This window comes from Clostridium moniliforme (assembly GCF_017873235.1).
In the GTDB taxonomy this organism is placed as follows: Bacteria; Bacillota; Clostridia; order Clostridiales; family Clostridiaceae; genus Clostridium; species Clostridium moniliforme.
The window spans coordinates 303,649-321,637 of record NZ_JAGGJZ010000002.1; the positions used below are offsets into that span (position 1 = coordinate 303,649).

16 protein-coding genes are annotated in these 17,989 nt (G+C 27.0%); 15 read left to right on the plus strand and 1 reads right to left on the minus strand.

Translation table 11 applies throughout. The annotated features are described in order from the left end of the window. The first annotated feature begins 22 nt into the window (after positions 1-22). From J2Z53_RS04775 to J2Z53_RS04820, 10 genes are all read left to right on the plus strand, one after another. Positions 23-1,021, plus strand: coding sequence for a 2-hydroxyacid dehydrogenase (locus J2Z53_RS04775; protein ID WP_209796093.1), 999 nt, complete (start codon positions 23-25; stop codon positions 1,019-1,021). 120 nt (positions 1,022-1,141) lie between these two features. Further along, positions 1,142-2,677: an ATP-binding protein gene (locus J2Z53_RS04780; protein ID WP_209796094.1), complete on the plus strand. Its 1,536-nt coding sequence runs from the start codon at positions 1,142-1,144 to the stop codon at positions 2,675-2,677. A gap of 4 nt (positions 2,678-2,681) precedes the next feature. Further along, complete coding sequence (locus J2Z53_RS04785) at positions 2,682-3,362, plus strand: response regulator (protein WP_209796095.1); 681 nt, start codon at positions 2,682-2,684, stop codon at positions 3,360-3,362. Positions 3,363-3,515: 153 nt separating this feature from the next. Continuing rightward, the gene (locus J2Z53_RS04790) at positions 3,516-5,018 is read left to right on the plus strand and encodes a DUF1846 domain-containing protein (RefSeq protein WP_209796096.1); all 1,503 of its coding nucleotides are present in this window, start codon (positions 3,516-3,518) and stop codon (positions 5,016-5,018) included. Between the two features lie 309 nt (positions 5,019-5,327). Beyond that, positions 5,328-6,209: a proline iminopeptidase gene (gene pepI, locus J2Z53_RS04795; protein ID WP_209796097.1), complete on the plus strand. Its 882-nt coding sequence runs from the start codon at positions 5,328-5,330 to the stop codon at positions 6,207-6,209. Positions 6,210-6,375: 166 nt separating this feature from the next. Continuing rightward, the gene (locus J2Z53_RS04800; RefSeq protein WP_209796098.1) at positions 6,376-8,175 is read left to right on the plus strand and encodes an aminopeptidase P family protein; all 1,800 of its coding nucleotides are present in this window, start codon (positions 6,376-6,378) and stop codon (positions 8,173-8,175) included. Positions 8,176-8,430: 255 nt separating this feature from the next. Then, a complete protein-coding gene (locus J2Z53_RS04805; protein WP_209795953.1) occupies positions 8,431-8,973 on the plus strand; it encodes an NADH peroxidase in 543 nt (180 codons plus the stop codon). 273 nt (positions 8,974-9,246) lie between these two features. Continuing rightward, entirely contained in the window at positions 9,247-9,873 is a 627-nt protein-coding gene (locus tag J2Z53_RS04810; RefSeq protein ID WP_209796099.1) for a DUF47 domain-containing protein, read from the plus strand. Then, complete coding sequence (locus tag J2Z53_RS04815) at positions 9,866-10,870, plus strand: inorganic phosphate transporter (protein WP_209796100.1); 1,005 nt, start codon at positions 9,866-9,868, stop codon at positions 10,868-10,870. The genes J2Z53_RS04810 and J2Z53_RS04815 overlap by 8 nt, the downstream gene beginning before the upstream one ends. Positions 10,871-11,022: 152 nt before the next feature. Next, positions 11,023-11,919 (plus strand): DUF368 domain-containing protein, encoded by an 897-nt coding sequence (locus J2Z53_RS04820; protein WP_209796101.1) that lies wholly within the window; start codon positions 11,023-11,025, stop codon positions 11,917-11,919. A gap of 77 nt (positions 11,920-11,996) precedes the next feature. Here the strand turns inward: J2Z53_RS04820 and J2Z53_RS04825 are convergent, their stop codons facing one another. Next, complete coding sequence (locus J2Z53_RS04825) at positions 11,997-12,884, minus strand: GGDEF domain-containing protein (protein ID WP_209796102.1); 888 nt, start codon at positions 12,882-12,884, stop codon at positions 11,997-11,999. Positions 12,885-13,073: 189 nt separating this feature from the next. Between J2Z53_RS04825 and J2Z53_RS04830 the strand changes: the two genes are divergently transcribed. The 5 genes from J2Z53_RS04830 to hydG (J2Z53_RS04850) all read left to right on the plus strand — a co-directional run bounded on the left by J2Z53_RS04830 (position 13,074) and on the right by hydG (J2Z53_RS04850) (position 17,983). Next, positions 13,074-13,586, plus strand: a complete 513-nt coding sequence (locus J2Z53_RS04830) for a hypothetical protein (RefSeq protein WP_209796103.1) — start codon at positions 13,074-13,076, stop codon at positions 13,584-13,586. 254 nt (positions 13,587-13,840) lie between these two features. Beyond that, on the plus strand, positions 13,841-14,089 hold the full coding sequence (locus J2Z53_RS04835) for a TM1266 family iron-only hydrogenase system putative regulator (RefSeq protein WP_209796104.1): 249 nt from the start codon (positions 13,841-13,843) through the stop codon (positions 14,087-14,089). Positions 14,090-14,104: 15 nt separating this feature from the next. Next, a complete protein-coding gene (hydE, locus tag J2Z53_RS04840) occupies positions 14,105-15,172 on the plus strand; it encodes a [FeFe] hydrogenase H-cluster radical SAM maturase HydE (protein ID WP_209796372.1) in 1,068 nt (355 codons plus the stop codon). 10 nt (positions 15,173-15,182) lie between these two features. Next, positions 15,183-16,562: a [FeFe] hydrogenase H-cluster radical SAM maturase HydG gene (gene hydG, locus J2Z53_RS04845; RefSeq protein ID WP_209796105.1), complete on the plus strand. Its 1,380-nt coding sequence runs from the start codon at positions 15,183-15,185 to the stop codon at positions 16,560-16,562. A gap of 41 nt (positions 16,563-16,603) precedes the next feature. Then, on the plus strand, positions 16,604-17,983 hold the full coding sequence (hydG, locus tag J2Z53_RS04850; protein ID WP_209796106.1) for a [FeFe] hydrogenase H-cluster radical SAM maturase HydG: 1,380 nt from the start codon (positions 16,604-16,606) through the stop codon (positions 17,981-17,983). Positions 17,984-17,989 lie beyond the last annotated feature (6 nt).

Genomic DNA, 17,989 nt, shown 5'->3' on the forward strand with positions numbered 1-17,989 from the left:
TATATAAAAGGAGATGGCTTATATGTCAATTAAATTAGTTTGTTTTGGAGTTAGAGAAACAGAAGTAGAATTTTTCCACAAATTAAATAATTACGGATATGATTTAAAACTTATAAATAAAGGATTAAATCATGAAAATGTAAAAGAAGCAATTGGGGCTGAAGCTATTATGGTTAGAGGTAACTGTATGGCTGATAGACAAAATTTAGAATTATTAAGTAAACACGGTTTAAAATATGTACTTACAAGAACAGTAGGATTTGATCATGTAGATTTAGAAGCAGTTAAGGAACTTGGATTAAAATCTGCAAGAGTTCCTGGATATTCACCAAATGCAATATCAGAACTTGCTGTAACTCTTGCAATGATGCTTTTAAGACATACTGCATATACAGTTAATAGAACTAAAGATAAAGACTTTACAATTGATGCAACTATGTTTAGTAAAGAAATTAGAAATTGTACAGTAGGAATAATAGGAGCAGGTAGAATAGGTCTTACAACTGCTAAACTTTTTAAAGGATTAGGAGCTAAAGTTATAGCTTATGATGTATTCCAAAGTGATGCGGCAAAGGAAATAGTTGAATTTGTAAGCGAAGATGAATTAATTCAAAGATCAGATGTTATATCAATTCATATGCCATACATTAAAGGAGTTAACTATCATTTTGTAAATGATGAATTCATTTCAAAAATGAAAGATGGAGCAATTCTTATAAATACAGCAAGAGGAGAACTTCAAGATTTAGAAGCAGTAATTAAAGGTATTGAAAGTGGAAAAATCGGTGGATTTGGATCAGATGTACTTGAAGGAGAAAGTAAGGTATTCTTTAAAAATCTTAATGGACAAGAAGTTGAAGATAAGAATGTAGAAAAACTTATTGGAATGTTCCCTAAAGTATTACTTACTCCTCATATGGGATCATATACAGATGAAGCCTTAACAAATATGATTAGTATTTCATATGATAATTTAAATGAGTATTTAACAGAAAATAAATGCAAAAATGCAATAGCTTAGTATAATAAATAGTCTCACTTGTTAATAATTAACTAGTGAGGCTACTTTTTTATTGTTTGTAGAAATTAATATTAATATGTATAATTTAATATATTAAACTGTATTTAAGGAGAATTAAACATGAGTTTTAAAACAAGAGTTAGAAAGCGAAGTATATTAATAGCTGCAATACCGTTAATATTAACCTTTGCTTTTTTTATGAATCTGAGAGTTGAAGATATGAATAATCAAATAAAAAAAGATTTAAAAGAAATTGCTTATGTTGTATCAAATACTCCTTTAGTAGAAGAAAAATTATATAAAAAAGAAAATGATTTTTCAATTGAAAAATATGTGGAGAATTACGTGAATAAATTCGATAATGTTGATATTATTGTTGTTGGTGATATGACTGGAGAAAAATATTCACATTTAGATAAAAGTCAGATAGGTAAAAAGTTTGTAAATCCAGATAATAAAGATGTAATAAAATATGGCAGCAGTTATTATTCAACTATGAAAGGATCTATGGGCGTTACATTTAGGTATTTTGAACCTGTTTATTATAATGGACATCAAGTTGGATTTGTAATGGTTGGAAAATATTTAAAAGATGTTGAAGCAGTAACTAGAAAAAGTCTTCTTGTTGCATTATTACTTTTTATTGTAGTAATGATTATAACTATTTTTTTATCAGAAAATTTTGCAAGAAAAATAAAAAGAGAAATGTTAGGGATGGAACCTGATGAAATTGCAAGACTTTATAGTGAAAAGAAAATAATATTAGATTCAATAGAAGAGGGAGTTATTGCAATAGATATTGAAAATAAAATTCTAGAAATAAATGATAATTGCCTTAAAATGTTTGATAACTTAAATATAGATGAACTTATAGAAAAGTTATCTTCATATATAGATAAACATGAAGCGGTAAAGATGAAGGAAATAACTTTATCAGGTGAAAAGGTATTTACAAGTTTAAGCTTTATAAAGGAAAAAGAAAAATATTTAGGAGCTGTAATAACATTAGTAAAAAGTGAAAATATAAATAGAATAGCAAGAGAAATAACAGGAATTGATGGTGTATTAAAAAATGTTAGAGCAAATGTTCATGAGTTTAAGAATAAGCTTCATGTAATACTTGGATTAATAAATTTAGAAGAGTACGAAGAGGCAAAAAAATATATTGCTAATTGTCAAAAGGAAGTTTTAGAAAATTCAACTAATGTAGCAAATATAAAGGATAATTTAATAAGTGCAGTACTTATTAGTAAAAAATTAATTGCAAAGGAAAGAAATATAGATTTTATAATCGATAAAAATTCATATATGGAAGAAAAGCATGGAAATATTTCTTCAATTGATTTAATAACTATTCTTGGAAATCTTATAGAAAATGCTTTTGATGCTTGTAGTGAAAATGAAGAAGAAAGTACGGTAAAAGTATTTATAGATGAAAATGACAAAGAGATAGAAATAGAAGTAAGTGACAATGGAAATAAAATAAATAAATATATTAAAGATAGGCTATTTGAAAATGGTGTAAGTTCTAAAGGGCAGGGACGTGGAATAGGTTTATCAACTGTTAAGGGAAGGGTAGATTTATATGGTGGAACTATAGAGATTAAAGAATATAGAAAGCATAAGAAATTTAAGATTATAATAAAAAGGATGTGATAATATGAAGAAAGTTGTCATTGTTGAAGATGATCCAATGGTAGCTCTTATAAATAAAAAGTATGTTGAAATGATTGATGGATTTAAAGTAATAGGAACAGTTTCTAATAAAGAAGATCTTATAAAAATTTTAAATGAAAATGATGTATCACTAATTTTAATGGATGTTTACTTACCAAAGGAGAATGGAATACAAATTTTAAGATATATTAGAAATATGGGAATATTGACTGAAGTAATTATGATGACTGCAGCAGATAATTCAGAGGAAATAAAAACAGCTTTTGCATATGGTGTAATAGATTATCTTATAAAGCCTTTTGAATTTGATAGATTTAAGAAAGCTATTGATAAATATAATAAAAAGAGAAAGCTTTTAGGAGAAGATAAATTAGATCAAAGTACAGTAGATAGAATATATAATGATACTAATTCTAATGATGATAAAATAAATGAATTACCAAAGGGAATAAATAGAAATACATTAAATAAAATATATGATGTTATAAAAAGTGATAATAAGGAATTTTGGACTATAAGACAAATATCTAATTTAACTGGAGTAAGTAATGTAACAATAAAAAAATATATAGATTATTTGGAAAGTATAGATGAGGCTATAGTTACAATAGATTATGGAAATATTGGAAGACCAGAATATAAATATACATTTAAACAAAAGTAATAAATTATAGAAATATTGCGTTAATATGTATACAATATTATTAAAAATTAAAAGATATTTTTAATAATATACAAATTTACAATAGAATTGATTTGTGCAATAATATAATTTGTTGTAAAAGAATATAAATTTAGGTTAAATAAAGGAGATATTATGAAGATAGGATTTGATCACAAAAAATATTTAGAAGAACAATCTAAGTACATACTAGAGAGAGTTAATAATTATGATAAGTTATATTTAGAATTTGGTGGAAAGTTACTTCAAGACCTTCATGCTAAAAGAGTATTACCAGGCTTTGATGAAAATGCTAAAATAAAATTATTACATAAATTAAGAGAAAAAGCTGAAATAGTAATTTGTGTTTATGCAGGGGATATAGAAAGAAATAAAATAAGAGGAGACTTTGGTATTACATATGATGCTGATGTTTTAAGACTAATTGATGAATTAAGAGCATATGATTTAGATGTTAATAGTGTTGTTATAACAAGATATGATGATCAACCTGCTACTAAAATATTTATAAATAAACTTGAAAGAAGAGGAATTAAAGTATATAAGCATAGAGCAACTAAAGGATATCCAACAGATGTTGATACTATAGTAAGTGATGAAGGATATGGAAAAAATCCTTACATAGAAACAAGTAAACCAATAGTTGTAGTTACTGCACCAGGACCTGGAAGTGGAAAGCTTGCAACGTGTTTAAGTCAACTTTATCATGAAAATAAGAGAGGAAATGTTGCTGGATATTCAAAATTTGAAACTTTCCCAGTATGGAATGTTCCATTAAAGCATCCTCTTAATATTGCATATGAAGCTGCAACTGCAGATTTAAAAGATGTTAATATGATAGATTCATTCCATTTTGATGCTTATAATAAAGTTGCTGTAAATTATAATAGAGATATTGAAAGCTTCCCAGTTTTAAAAAGAATAATAGAAAAAATAACAGGAGAAGAATCTATTTATAAATCACCAACAGATATGGGTGTTAATAGAGTTGGTTTTGGAATTATAGATGATGAAGTTGTAAAAGAAGCATCAAGACAAGAAATTATAAGAAGATATTTTAAAACAGCTTGTGAATATAAAAAAGGATATGTTGATAAGGAAACATTCCAAAGAGTTTCACTAATAATGAGTGAGTTAAACTTAAAGGAAGATGATAGAAAGGTTGTTATTAAGGCTAGAGAAAAATCTGAACAACTTAAAAAGATTCAAGATAATAAAGAAATTTGTCCAGCTGTAGCAATTGAACTTGAAGATGGAACAATTTTAACAGGAAAAACTTCAGAAGTTATGGAAGGAACAGCAGCTGTTATAATTAATACAATAAAACATTTTGCTAATATAGATGACAATATTCACTTAATTTCACCAGTAATATTAAATCCTATAATAAATTTAAAAAGAGAAACTTTAGCTTCAAAAAGACCAGCACTTTCTTGTGATGAAGTTCTTATGGCATTAAGTATTTGTGCAGCTACAAACCCTATGGCCCAAGTTGCTTTAGAAAAACTTCCAATGTTAAATGGAGCACAAGCTCATTCAACTACAATAATTAGTAATAATGATGAGCAAACATTTAGAAAACTTGGAATAGATATAACTTGTGATCCAGAATATCCAACAGAAAATTTATTCTACTAAAAGCATAAAGTAATTTAAATAAAGTAAGCATAAAATCTATTTATAATTTATAGGTTTTATGCTTATTTTTATTAATTTATATTTTAAATTATATTGAGTGTTAAGATTTTAGCACTTATTTATATTTTTATGGAATTTAAATATAAATTAATTGAATTTTTAAATAATTGAAAAAATATACAAAATTTTAAAAGTGATATAATTTAATTAATAGATTTAGTTTGTTAATAATATATAATAATTTTTTATGATTATAATTAGAAATTTATAAAAAGTTATGTAACTGAATATAAATAGGAGGGATTAAATATGAAGATTTCTGAAGGGTATATGCCATATTTAGGATATAAAACTTATTATCGTATAGTTGGAGAATGTACAGGAAATAAAAAACCATTACTTTTATTACATGGAGGACCAGGTTCTACTCATAATTATTTTGAAGTCCTTGATAAAATTGCAGAAGATGGACGTTCTGTTATTATGTATGACCAACTAGGATGTGGTTTATCAAGAACTCCTTCTAGACGAGATTTATGGTGTGCAAAAACATGGATTGAAGAACTAATTCAGTTACGTAAATATTTAGGATTAGATGAAATTCATTTATTAGGACAATCATGGGGAGGAATGCAAGCAATTCAATATGCATGTGAATATAAACCAAAGGGAATTAAAAGTTATATTTTATCAAGCACATTACCATCAGCAGCACTATGGGAAAAAGAGCAACGAAGGAGAATTAAGTATTTACCAAAACAAATGCAAGAAGCAATTAGAAAAGCAGAAGAAAATAATGATTATTCATCAAAGGAATATAAGGAAGCTGAAGATGAATTTATGCTTCGTTATTGCTCAGGTCCAATAGATGAAAATTCACCAGAATGCTTAAAAAGACCAAAATTTTCAGGTACAGAGGCTTATGTAACTGCATGGGGAGAAAATGAATTTACACCATCTGGAACATTAAAAAATTTTGACTTTTTAGATGAAATAAAAAATATTAAAGAACCTTGTTTAATTATAAGTGGTTTACTTGATCTTTGTTCACCACTTATTGCAAAAACAATGTATGACAGAATTCCAAATTCAAAATGGGAGTTATTTGAATTTAGTCGTCATATGGCTTTTGTAGAAGAAAATAATAAGTATATAAGAGTTCTTAATAAATGGCTAAATGAAAATGAATAATAATTTTAGTATAAAATTATTATTTTGATAAAATAAAAAGCTTACAGGATTAATATACAACTAGTATTCTCATAAAACTTCTTAGAAATAAAAATCTTGTTGCTAATGTTTAATAATTCTTTAGTAAATAAATAAATTTAATAAATTATGAAAGAGAGGAATTAACATGAGTAAAAGTAAAAAAGAAATAATTTCAAAACTTAGAGAGATTATGAAGGAAAAGGGATTATATGCTTATATTATTCCTTCTTCTGATAATCATCAAAGTGAGTATGTAGGAGAATTTTTTAAGGCTAGAGAATATGTATCAGGATTTACAGGTGATGCAGGAACTATTGTAATTACACAAGATGAAGCAGGACTTTGGACTGATGGTAGGTTTTTCTTACAAGCTACTTATCAGCTTGAAGATAGTGGAATTAAGCTTTTTAAAATGGGTAATGAAGGTGTTCCTACTATATTAGAATATTTAGAAAAAAATATTCCAAATGGTGGTAGTTTAGGTTTTGACGGACGTCTTATTGCAATGAAGGAAGGGGAAGAGTTTGTTCAAAATCTTAAAAGTAAAAATGTTACAGTAAAATATGATTGTGATCTTGTTGAGAAAGTATGGAAAGATCGTCCTGCTTTAGCAAATGAACCTGTTTTCCTTCTTGAAGAAAAATATTCTGGTGAAAGTACAGCGTCAAAACTTGAAAGATTAAGAAATGTAATGAAAGAAGTAGGAGCTAATTATCATATTATTGCAACTTTAGATGATGTGGCATGGCTTTTAAATATTCGCGGAAATGATGTTAAATATTCACCATTAATTCTTTGTTATGCAATTGTTTCTTTGGATAAGGTATATTTATTTATTGAAGAGAAAAAGATTAATGAGAATATTAGAAAAGTTTTATATAAGGATAATGTAGTTTTAAAACCTTATAATGATATTTATGAATATGTTAAAGGATTTAAAGCTGAAGATGTAGTGCTTATAGATCCAGATCGTATAAATTATGCATTATATAAAGATATTCCAGAACATACAAAGAAAGTTGAAATGGATAATCCAACTGTATTATTTAAAGCTATTAAAAATTCTATAGAACTTGAAAATATTAGAAAAGCACATGTAAAAGACGGAGTTGCCATTACAAAGTTTATGTATTGGTTAAAGGAGAATATAGGTAAAATAAAAATTACAGAAATTAGTGCTTGTAATAAATTAGAGGAATTTAGAAAAATGCAAGATAATTATTTATGGCAAAGTTTTGATCCAATTTGTGCTTTTGGAGAACACGCTGCTATGATGCATTACACATCTACACCAGAAACAGATGTAGAACTTAAAAAAGGTAGCTTTATTTTAATGGATACTGGTGGAAATTATTATGAAGGTTCAACAGACATTACAAGAACAATAGTCCTTGGAGAGGTAGATGAAAAACTTAAACATCATTTTACTGCTGTGGCTAGGTCTATGATGAATTTGGCAAAGGCAAAATTTTTATATGGATGCAAAGGATATAATCTAGACGTATTAGCTAGAGAACCTATGTGGAATATAGAAACAGACTTTAAATGTGGAACAGGACATGGAGTTGGATATTTATTAAATATTCATGAAGCACCAGCTGGTTTTAGATGGTATGCTGTTCCATCTAAACATGAAACTCATCAGTTAGAAGAAGGAATGGTTATAACTGATGAACCAGGAATTTATATAGATGGAGCTTATGGAATTCGTACAGAAAATGAACTTATTGTTAGAAAAGGAAATAAAAATGAATTTGGTCAATTTATGTATTTTGAACCTGTAACATATGCACCAATTGATTTAGATGCAATATATCCTGAAGATCTTAGTAATGATGAAAAAATATATTTAAATAATTATCATAAATTAGTTTATGAAAAAATATCTCCTTATTTAACTGAGAAAGAAAAAGAATGGCTTAAAATTTATACAAGAGAAATTTAAGCAATAAATAATTTCTGCTACATTAATAAAATAGTGTAGCAGATTTTTTTATAGCTAAAAATAGATATATAATTAAAATTATTATTATTTAATGTAAGTAAAAAAAATTATAAAATAACTTTACAACGGATAATAATTATTATATAATAATAACTGTCAAAGGGAACAATAAAAAATAAGAACCTTTGAATTTAGTAAAGATTAAAAAATAAATTATATATATGTGTGTTTTAAATAATGAGGAGGAAGAAAATTATGAAAAAATTTGTATGTCAAGTATGTGGATATGTTTATGAAGGAGAAGCTGCACCAGAAAAGTGCCCAGTATGTGGAGTAGGAGCAGATAAATTTGTAGAACAAAAAGGAGAAATGGCTTGGGCTGACGAGCATAGAATCGGAGTAGCAAAAGGCGTTGATGAAAGAGTAATAGAAGGATTAAGAGCAAACTTTGTAGGGGAATGTACAGAAGTAGGAATGTATCTTGCAATGTCAAGACAAGCAGACAGAGAAGGATTCCCAGAAGTAGCAGAAACATATAAGAGAGCAGCATTTGAAGAAGCAGAACATGCAGCTAAGTTTGCAGAGTTATTAGGAGAAGTTTTAGAAGCAGACACTAAGAAAAACTTACAAGCAAGAGTAGATGCAGAATTTGGAGCTTGCCAAGGAAAGAAAGATTTAGCAACATTAGCAAAACAATTAAACTTAGATGCAATTCATGATACAGTACATGAAATGTGTAAAGACGAAGCAAGACATGGTCAAGCATTCAAAGGATTATTAGATAGATATTTCGCTTAAGATCATAAAAATATAACAAAACAAAAGGACCTAGAGAGATTTTTCTCTAGGTCTTTTTATTTTGTTATAAAAGATTAGGTATTATTTTAATTTGATAACAATTTGTAAACCTTTTTAAATTTTAAAAAATTTCCTTTAATATTAAATTTAAGTTAATTAATAAAACAATAAGTAAACAAAATACATAAACCATTTAAATAAAAAAAACTAACGCTTATACTAAGAAAGGAACAGTTTAAATACTGTTAGCTATTAATTTAAGGAGTGAAAAAAATGTTCAATTTAAATCCAAAAGAAGATAAATTTTTTGTATTATTTGTTGAGCAAGCAAAGAATATTCATGAAGCAGGTAAATTATTAAAGAAGGGATTTGTTGAATTAGAAAATAAAGAAGAAAATTCTAAGGCTATTGGTGATTTAGAACATAAGGGAGATAAGATAGTTCATGATAGTATAGTGGAACTTGAAAGAGCTTTTATAACACCTTTAGATAGAGAAGATGTATATGAATTAATTAAAATGATGGACAATATTTTAGATACAATTGATTCAGCAGGAAGTAGACTTATTATGTATGATTTAAAAGAGTCTAGAGAAGAAGCTGTAAAAATGTGTAATATGATTGTTCAAATAACTGAAGAAGTTGTAAATTTAATGGAAGAACTTAAAAAGATAGGAAAGAAAAATAATAGAATAATAGAAAAAATTAAAAAAATTAATGAAATAGAACATAAAGGCGATAATCTTTATAGAGAAACAATTACAAAGTTATTTAAAAGTGGAGATGACGTATTAGAAATAATAAAATGGAAAGAAATATATTCACTTCTAGAAATTTCATTGGATGATTGTGAAAAAATTGCAGCGATAGTTGAAGGAGTTGTAATGAAGAATGCATAGTACAGCCATTATAATTACTATAGCAATAGTAATTTTATGTTTAACATTCGATTTTATAAATGGATTTAATGATACAGCAACAGCAGTTGCAACAACAATTACAACTAGAGCTTTAAAACCTAAAACTGCAATAATACTTTGTGCTGTATTTAATTTTATTGGAGCTTTTACTGGAACAGCAGTTGCTAAAACTGTTGGGGACGATATAGTAAGTCATAAATATATGCCTCAATGGGTTTTAATTGGAGTATTAATTGCTTGTATAATATGGAATATAATAACTTGGTATTTTGGAATACCTAGTAGTTCCTCCCATGCTTTAATTGGTTCTTTAATAGGAGGAGGAATAGCGTTTAATAGAGCTTTTAGCGTTGTTCAATGGGGAAATGTATTTAATCATGTAATAATATGGTTAGTTCTTGGACCTGCAACAGGATTTGTATTAGGATATATAATAATGGTAGCTTTAAATTGGATATTAAGACCATTAAAACCTAGAATGGTAAATAGATTATTTCAAAAACTTCAAATTATAGCATCAGCATTTATGGCTCTTAATCATGGAGGAAATGATGCACAAAAATCAATGGGTATAATTACTTTGGCTTTATTAAGTGGAGGATTTATAAGTACATTTGATGTACCTATTTGGGTAATAGCAGCCTGTGCTATGGCAATGGCCCTTGGAACATCAATTGGAGGAAAGAAAATAATAAAAACTATGGGAAGTGGAATGGCAAAGCTTACACCAGTAAGTGGATTTGCAGCTCAAGTTGGTGCAGCTACATCAATACTTGGAGCTACTCTTTTTGATGCACCTGTAAGTACTACACAAGTTATTACAACTACAATAATGGGAGTTGGGGCATCAAAAAATATAAAATCAGTTAAATGGGGAGTTGCAAAAAATATTATATGGACTTGGATTTTAACAGTTCCACTAAGTGCAATAATTTCTGGTATAACAGTAGAAATATTAAAATTATTTATAGTATAAATGTAAGGAGATAAATTTTATAATAATTTTATCTCCTTAATTATTATAAAGAATAATAAAAAGGTAGCTTTTTATAAGAAAAAATTGTAAAATATAGTCTGATACTAATAAAGTAATTTAGTAAATAAATTTAGTTTAAAAGGAGAGATGTAATGTACATTATTAATTTCATAAGAGGTTTCTGTATGGCATTAGCTGATAGTGTTCCAGGAGTTTCTGGAGGAACCATTGCCTTTATTTTAGGATTTTATGATAAATTTATAAATTCGTTAAATGATATCGTTGTTGGAACAAAAGAAAAAAGAATAGATGCAATAAAATTTTTAATTAAACTTGGAATAGGTTGGGTAACAGGTTTTATATTATCTGTGTTATTTATAACATCAGTTTTTGAAAGTCATATTTATGAAATAAGTTCACTTTTTATAGGATTTATTATTGTTGCAATTCCAATAATATTTAAAGAGGAAAGAAATAGCATCATTGGTAAATATAAAAATATAATCTTCTTAATTATAGGAATACTCATTGTTGTAGGAATTACATATTTTAATCCAGCTTCTTCAGGGGGGAACGGTGTAATAGTTTCAACTGATCACTTAAATTTTGGAATTATAGTTTATATATTCTTTGCTGCAATGGTTGCTATATCAGCAATGGTTTTGCCTGGAATATCAGGTTCAACTATTCTTTTAATATTTGGACTTTATGCACCAGTTCTTGGAGCAGTTAAGGAAGTTATAAAGTTTAATTTTGATTATTTACCAATAGTTATTATATTTGGTCTTGGGGTGTTAACTGGAATAGCAGTTACTATAAAGGGAGTAAAATATGCTTTAGCTAATTATAGATCACAAACAATATATTGTATTATAGGATTAATGATAGGTTCATTATATGCAGTAGTTATGGGACCAACTTCTTTAAAAGTTCCACAAGCACCTATGAATATTAGTTCTTTTAGTATAATTTATTTTATAATTGGTGGAGCTATAATTATTGGACTTGAAAGACTTAAAGTTAATTTAGAAAAAAGAAATAAAAGATAATAATAAAAGGATTTTTCTTTAATAGAAAAGTCCTTTTTTAAATAACAAGGAATATGTATTTTGGGGTATATTATTATTTATGTTTCCTCTGAAAAAATAGTAGTATTTCTACCATTTCTTTTTGCTATATATAAGTTTCTATCTGCTAAGTTTATAAAATCTTCAGTAGATATATTATTATTATGCTTTATAGTATAGCCACCCAAACTGCAAGATAATTTAATATTTAAATTATCTTTATCATAAGTAGATTTTTCCACTGTTTTTCTAATTTTTTCAGCTAGAATAGTTCCATCTTTCATGTTAGAATTTGCTAAAACAATGATAAATTCTTCACCGCCAAATCGGCCTAAATAATGATTTTTATTTTTAATACAAGAATCAATAACAGATGCAAAGAATTTTAAAACTTTATCTCCAATAATGTGACCATAATTGTCATTTATAGATTTAAATAAATCAATATCTAACATGATTAAAGATATAGGGGAAATATTTAAAGAAATAAGCTTTTCTAATTTTTCATATATAACGCGTTTATTATAAATACCTGTTAATTCATCTTTATATAAAGATGTTTCTATACTTTTCATTAAACTATCAATAGTTTGATTTGATTCACCAGTATTAAAGAAACTTGTTTTGGATATATCTTTTAATAATTCAACAATATAAGTTTTATCATTAGAAATAAATGGAGAAGCTATAACTAAAAATATTTTAGAATCAAATACTTCTAATTTTACAAATGTATTATTCTCTAAGTAAGCATTATAAGAAATGCAATTTTCACATTTTTTATTCTTACCCCAAAATTTATAACAAGAGAAATCTTTAAATTTTAATCCTAATTTTTCGTTATCTGAGTTAATTACTTTATTGTTAATTGGATCTACTATTCGTATAAAATCATATAAATTTTTAAAGGGCTTTAATCTTTCTTTTATCTCATTAAGTAAGTTCATAATAAACCTCGCAATAATCATTTTTATCAATTTAGTATAAGTATGAGATTAACATAAAAAATCCTTAAAAATATAAGGATATAATTAATTATGTAAATAATAATATGTTTTATTATAACATAGACAATATTTTTTTTACCAATTATAATATATATAATTAGTATGTGCAAATAAAAGAAGGAGATATGTATGATTATTGAATTAAAAGATAAAAGAATAGAAGAATCAGTTAAACATTTAAAGAAAGCTATAGAAATAGTAGGTGGAAAAGAATATTTAGATAATTTCAATAATGACTCAGAATTTATTGAAGACATAATAAATAATGTATTTTTAAAAGGACAAGCTATTCTGTATATAGGAAGAAGAGGGTATACAATAGATGAGCTTTGCACATTAAAAACTGAATTTGAAAAGTATTTCTTAAAAAATAAGAGAAAAGTTATAGGAAGAATATGTTCTAAAATAAAAGAATACAATACATTACTTGAGAGTAAAATAAGAAAATTCAAAAAAAGTAATTCTATTGAAGAGTTTAGAGAGATAGTAGATGAAATAGAAGATAGATATAAATGGGAATTTGATAACTTTTTCTTAATGTATATAGATAATTTAGATGAAAATAAAAATTATTATGGAGAATATTTAACAGAAAAGAAAAAACAAATAATAGATAGTGTTTTAATGAATTTAGGTATATAAATTTTAATAAAAATATATTATAATAATTAATGTTCAAATATTAAGAGAGGAATCTTTTTCTATTTGTTCCTTTAAATCTATAATTAAAATCTAACAGAAAAGAGATGTCTAATCTGAAAGAAAGTTAATTCAAAATGTATATTTAATATAGTAGGGATAGGTTTAAGTATTATCCTTATTAGTAATGCAATTTTAGCTAATTTTCTTTAATTTTAAGGAAGTTAGCTTTTTTATTTATTCAGGAGGGTTTATTTATGAAAAAAATTGCTGTAATTAGTGCTATACTTGAATCTCCAGAAATTTGTCAAGAGGAATTTAATAAAATAGTTTCAAACTTCAGAGGAAGTGTAAGAGGAAGAATGGGAATACCTTTTGAAGAAGGAATTTCAGTTATTTGTATAACTGTTACAGGGGAATTAAATGAAATAAATAGTTTAACAGGAAAACTTGGCAATATAAATGGAGTTACAGTTAAAACTGCAATAGCAAAAAAGGAGATTTAGGTGAAAGGAAAAGTTATGAAAGTAATAAATATTATTGATAAGCTTTATAAGGAGCATAATGCTAAAAGAGAAGAATTGTTATATCTTTTAGATAATATTACAGAAGAGGAAGAACAATATTTAGCTAAAAAGGCTAATGAAATTCGTACTCAAAATTATGGGAATAAAGTTTATATGAGAGGGCTTATTGAATTTACAAATTACTGCAAAATGAATTGCTGTTATTGTGGAATAAGAAGAGATAATAAAAATGCTGACAGATATAGATTAACTTTTGATGAAATAATTTCTTGTACTGACCTTGGAGATAAATTGGGATATAAAACATTTGTACTTCAAGGGGGAGAAGACAGTTATTTTACAGATGATAAAATGGTTGAAATAATAAAAGAAATAAAGAGAAGACATCCAGAAAATGCAATTACACTTTCTATTGGGGAAAGAAGTTATGAATCTTATAAAAAAATGTTTGAAGCAGGAGCAGATAGATATCTTTTAAGACATGAAACTGCAACAAAAAAATTATATGAGAAACTTCACCCAGGTGCTTCTTTTGAAAATAGGAGAGAATGTTTAAATAATTTAAAGGAAATAGGATATCAAATAGGTGCAGGATTTATGGTAGGATTACCAGATCAAACAAATGAGGATTTAGTAAATGACTTAATGTATGTAAAAGAATTAAAACCTCATATGTGTGGTATAGGACCATTTATTCCTCAAAAAGATACTCCACTTGGACATGAAAAAGGAGGAACTCTTGAAAAAACTGTTATAATGCTTTCATTAGTTAGACTTTTACTTCCAGATTTATTATTACCTGCAACTACAGCACTTGGCACTATAGATCCTATAGGAAGGGAAAAGGGAATAAAAGCTGGAGCAAATGTTGTTATGCCAAATCTATCACCAACAGATGTAAGGGATAAATATGCTTTATATGATGGGAAAATCTGTACTGGAGATGAGGCAGCTGAATGTAGAATGTGTATAGCAAATAGAATGAAAAGATTTGGATATGAAGTTGAAGTAGCAAGAGGAGATAACGTAACCTGGGAAAAAAATAATTTAAAAAAGTACTAGGAGGAGAAAAATGTTTATAGATCACGAGTTAATAAACGGAATTTTAGAAGAAACAAAAAATCCAAGTAAAGAGGAAGCAAGAGAAGTAATTGAAAAGGCAAAAAGAAGAGAAACTTTAAGTTATAAAGACATAGCAATACTTTTAGCTACAAAGGATAAAGAAGTTGAAAAAGAAATCTTTAAACTTGCTGGAGAGATTAAAGAAAGTATATATGGAAAGAGAATAGTTTTATTTGCACCTCTTTACATAAGTGATTATTGTGTAAATAATTGTATATACTGTGGATATCACAAATGTAATAATTTTAAAAGAAAGAAATTAACTCAAGATGAAATTGCAGAAGAAGTTAGATTTTTAGAGAAGATGGGACATAAGAGACTTGCATTAGAACTTGGAGAAGATCCAGAAAATGCACCAATTGAATATGTTGTAGATTCTTTAAAAACAATATATAACACTCAACAAGATAATGGTGAAATTAGAAGAGTTAATGTAAATATAGCAGCAACAACAGAAGAAAATTATAAAAAGTTAAAGGATGTTGGAATAGGAACATATGTATTATTCCAAGAAACTTACAATAAACCAATTTATGAAAAAGTACATCCAAATTCAATAAAAGGTGATTATGAATATCACTTAACATCTTTTGATAGAGCAATGGATGCTGGAATTGAAGATGTTGGAGCTGGTGTTTTATTTGGACTTGCAGATCCAAGATTTGAAGTTTTAGGACTTATGATGCATAATGCTCATTTAGAAGAAAAATATGGAGTTGGATTCCATACAATATCAGTTCCAAGACTTAGAAAAGCAAAGGGAGTTACAATGGAAGAATTCCCATATCTTTTAACAGATGAAATGTTTAAAAGAGTAGTTGCAGTTATTAGAATAGCAGTACCATTTACAGGTATGATAATTACTGAAAGAGAACCTGCTGAAATAAGAAGAGAGGCACTAAAATATGGTATATCTCAAATTTCTTCAGGATCAAGTACAGTTGTTGGTGGTTATAAGAAGAGAGCATTAAATTTAAATGATGATGAGCAATTTAAATTATTTGATGCAGATTCATCAATTCAAATAATAAAAGATTTATTAGAAGATGGTTATATACCAAGTTATTGTACTGCATGTTACAGAAAGGGTAGAACTGGAGATAGGTTTATGTCTCTTGCAAAGAGTGGAGAAATACAAAATGTATGTGAGCCTAACGCCATATCTACCCTTGTAGAATTCGCACTAGATTATGGAGATGAAGACCTTAAAGAAAAGGCACTAAAAACAGCTGTTAAAATAGCTAGTGAAATTAAAAATGAAAAAACTAGAGCTATAACATTAAAAAATATTGAAAGATTAAAAAATGGAGAAAGAGATTTATTTTTATAATTAAAAAATCTTAATAACACTTTTGGAGGAGCAAATAAAGTATGTTTATAAATCATGAATTAATTAATGAAATATTAGAAGAAACAAAAAATCCAACTAAAGAAGAAGCAAGAGAAGTACTAAAAAAAGCAAAAAATAAAGAAAAATTAAGTTATAAAGATATAGCAATTCTTTTGTCAATAGAAGATAAGGATATTGAAAAAGAAATATATAACTTAGCTGGAGAGATAAAATTAAGCATATACGGAAAGAGAATAGTAATGTTTGCTCCTCTTTATGTAAGTGATTATTGCGTAAATAACTGTGTTTACTGTGGTTATCAAAGATGCAACCCATTTAAAAGAAGAAAATTAACTCAAGAAGAAGTTGCACAGGAAGTTAGAATTTTAGAAAAGATGGGACATAAAAGACTTGCATTAGAACTTGGAGAAGATCCAGTAAATGCACCAATAGAATATGTTCTTGATTGTTTAAAAACAATTTATAGTACTCAAAATGAAAATGGAGAAATTAGAAGAGTTAATGTGAATATTGCAGCAACTAAAGTTTCTGAATATAAAATGCTTAAAGAAGCAGGAATTGGAACTTATATATTATTCCAAGAAACTTATCATAAACCAACATATGATAAAATGCATCCAAAGTCATTAAAAAGTAGTTATGAATATCATTTAACAGCTTTTGATAGAGCTATGGAAGCTGGAATTGATGATGTTGGTGCTGGAGCTTTATTTGGCCTTTATGATCCTAAGTTTGAAGTTTTAGGACTTATGATGCATAATGCTCATTTAGAAGAAAAGTTTGGAGTTGGCTTTCATACAATTTCTGTTCCAAGACTTAGAAAGGCAAAGGGAGTTACAATGGAAAACTTTCCACATCTTTTAACAGATGAAATGTTTAAAAGAGTAGTTGCAGTTCTTAGAATAGCAGTTCCATTTACAGGAATAATACTTTCAACAAGAGAAAGTGCTGATATGAGAAGAGAAGTACTAAGATATGGAGTATCACAAGTTTCAGCAGGATCAAGTACAGGAGTTGGTGGCTATAAGGAAAGAGAAGAAAAAGGTCATGATGATAAGCAATTTGAAACATCAGATGAAAGAACACCACTTGAAATTATTAAAGAATTGTTAGATGATGGATATATACCAAGCTATTGTACAGCTTGTTATAGAAAAGGAAGAACTGGTGACAGATTTATGTCTCTTGCAAAGAGTGGAGAGATACAAAATGTATGTGAGCCTAATGCTATAACAACACTTGTAGAATATGCCTTAGATTATGGTGATGAAGAATTTAAGGAAAAGGCTTTAAAAACTGCCCAAAAGGTTGCAAATGAAATTTCTAATGAAAAAACAAAAAATATAGTTTTAAATAACATTAAAAAACTAAAGGAAGGCAAAAGAGACCTTTTCCTATAATAGGAG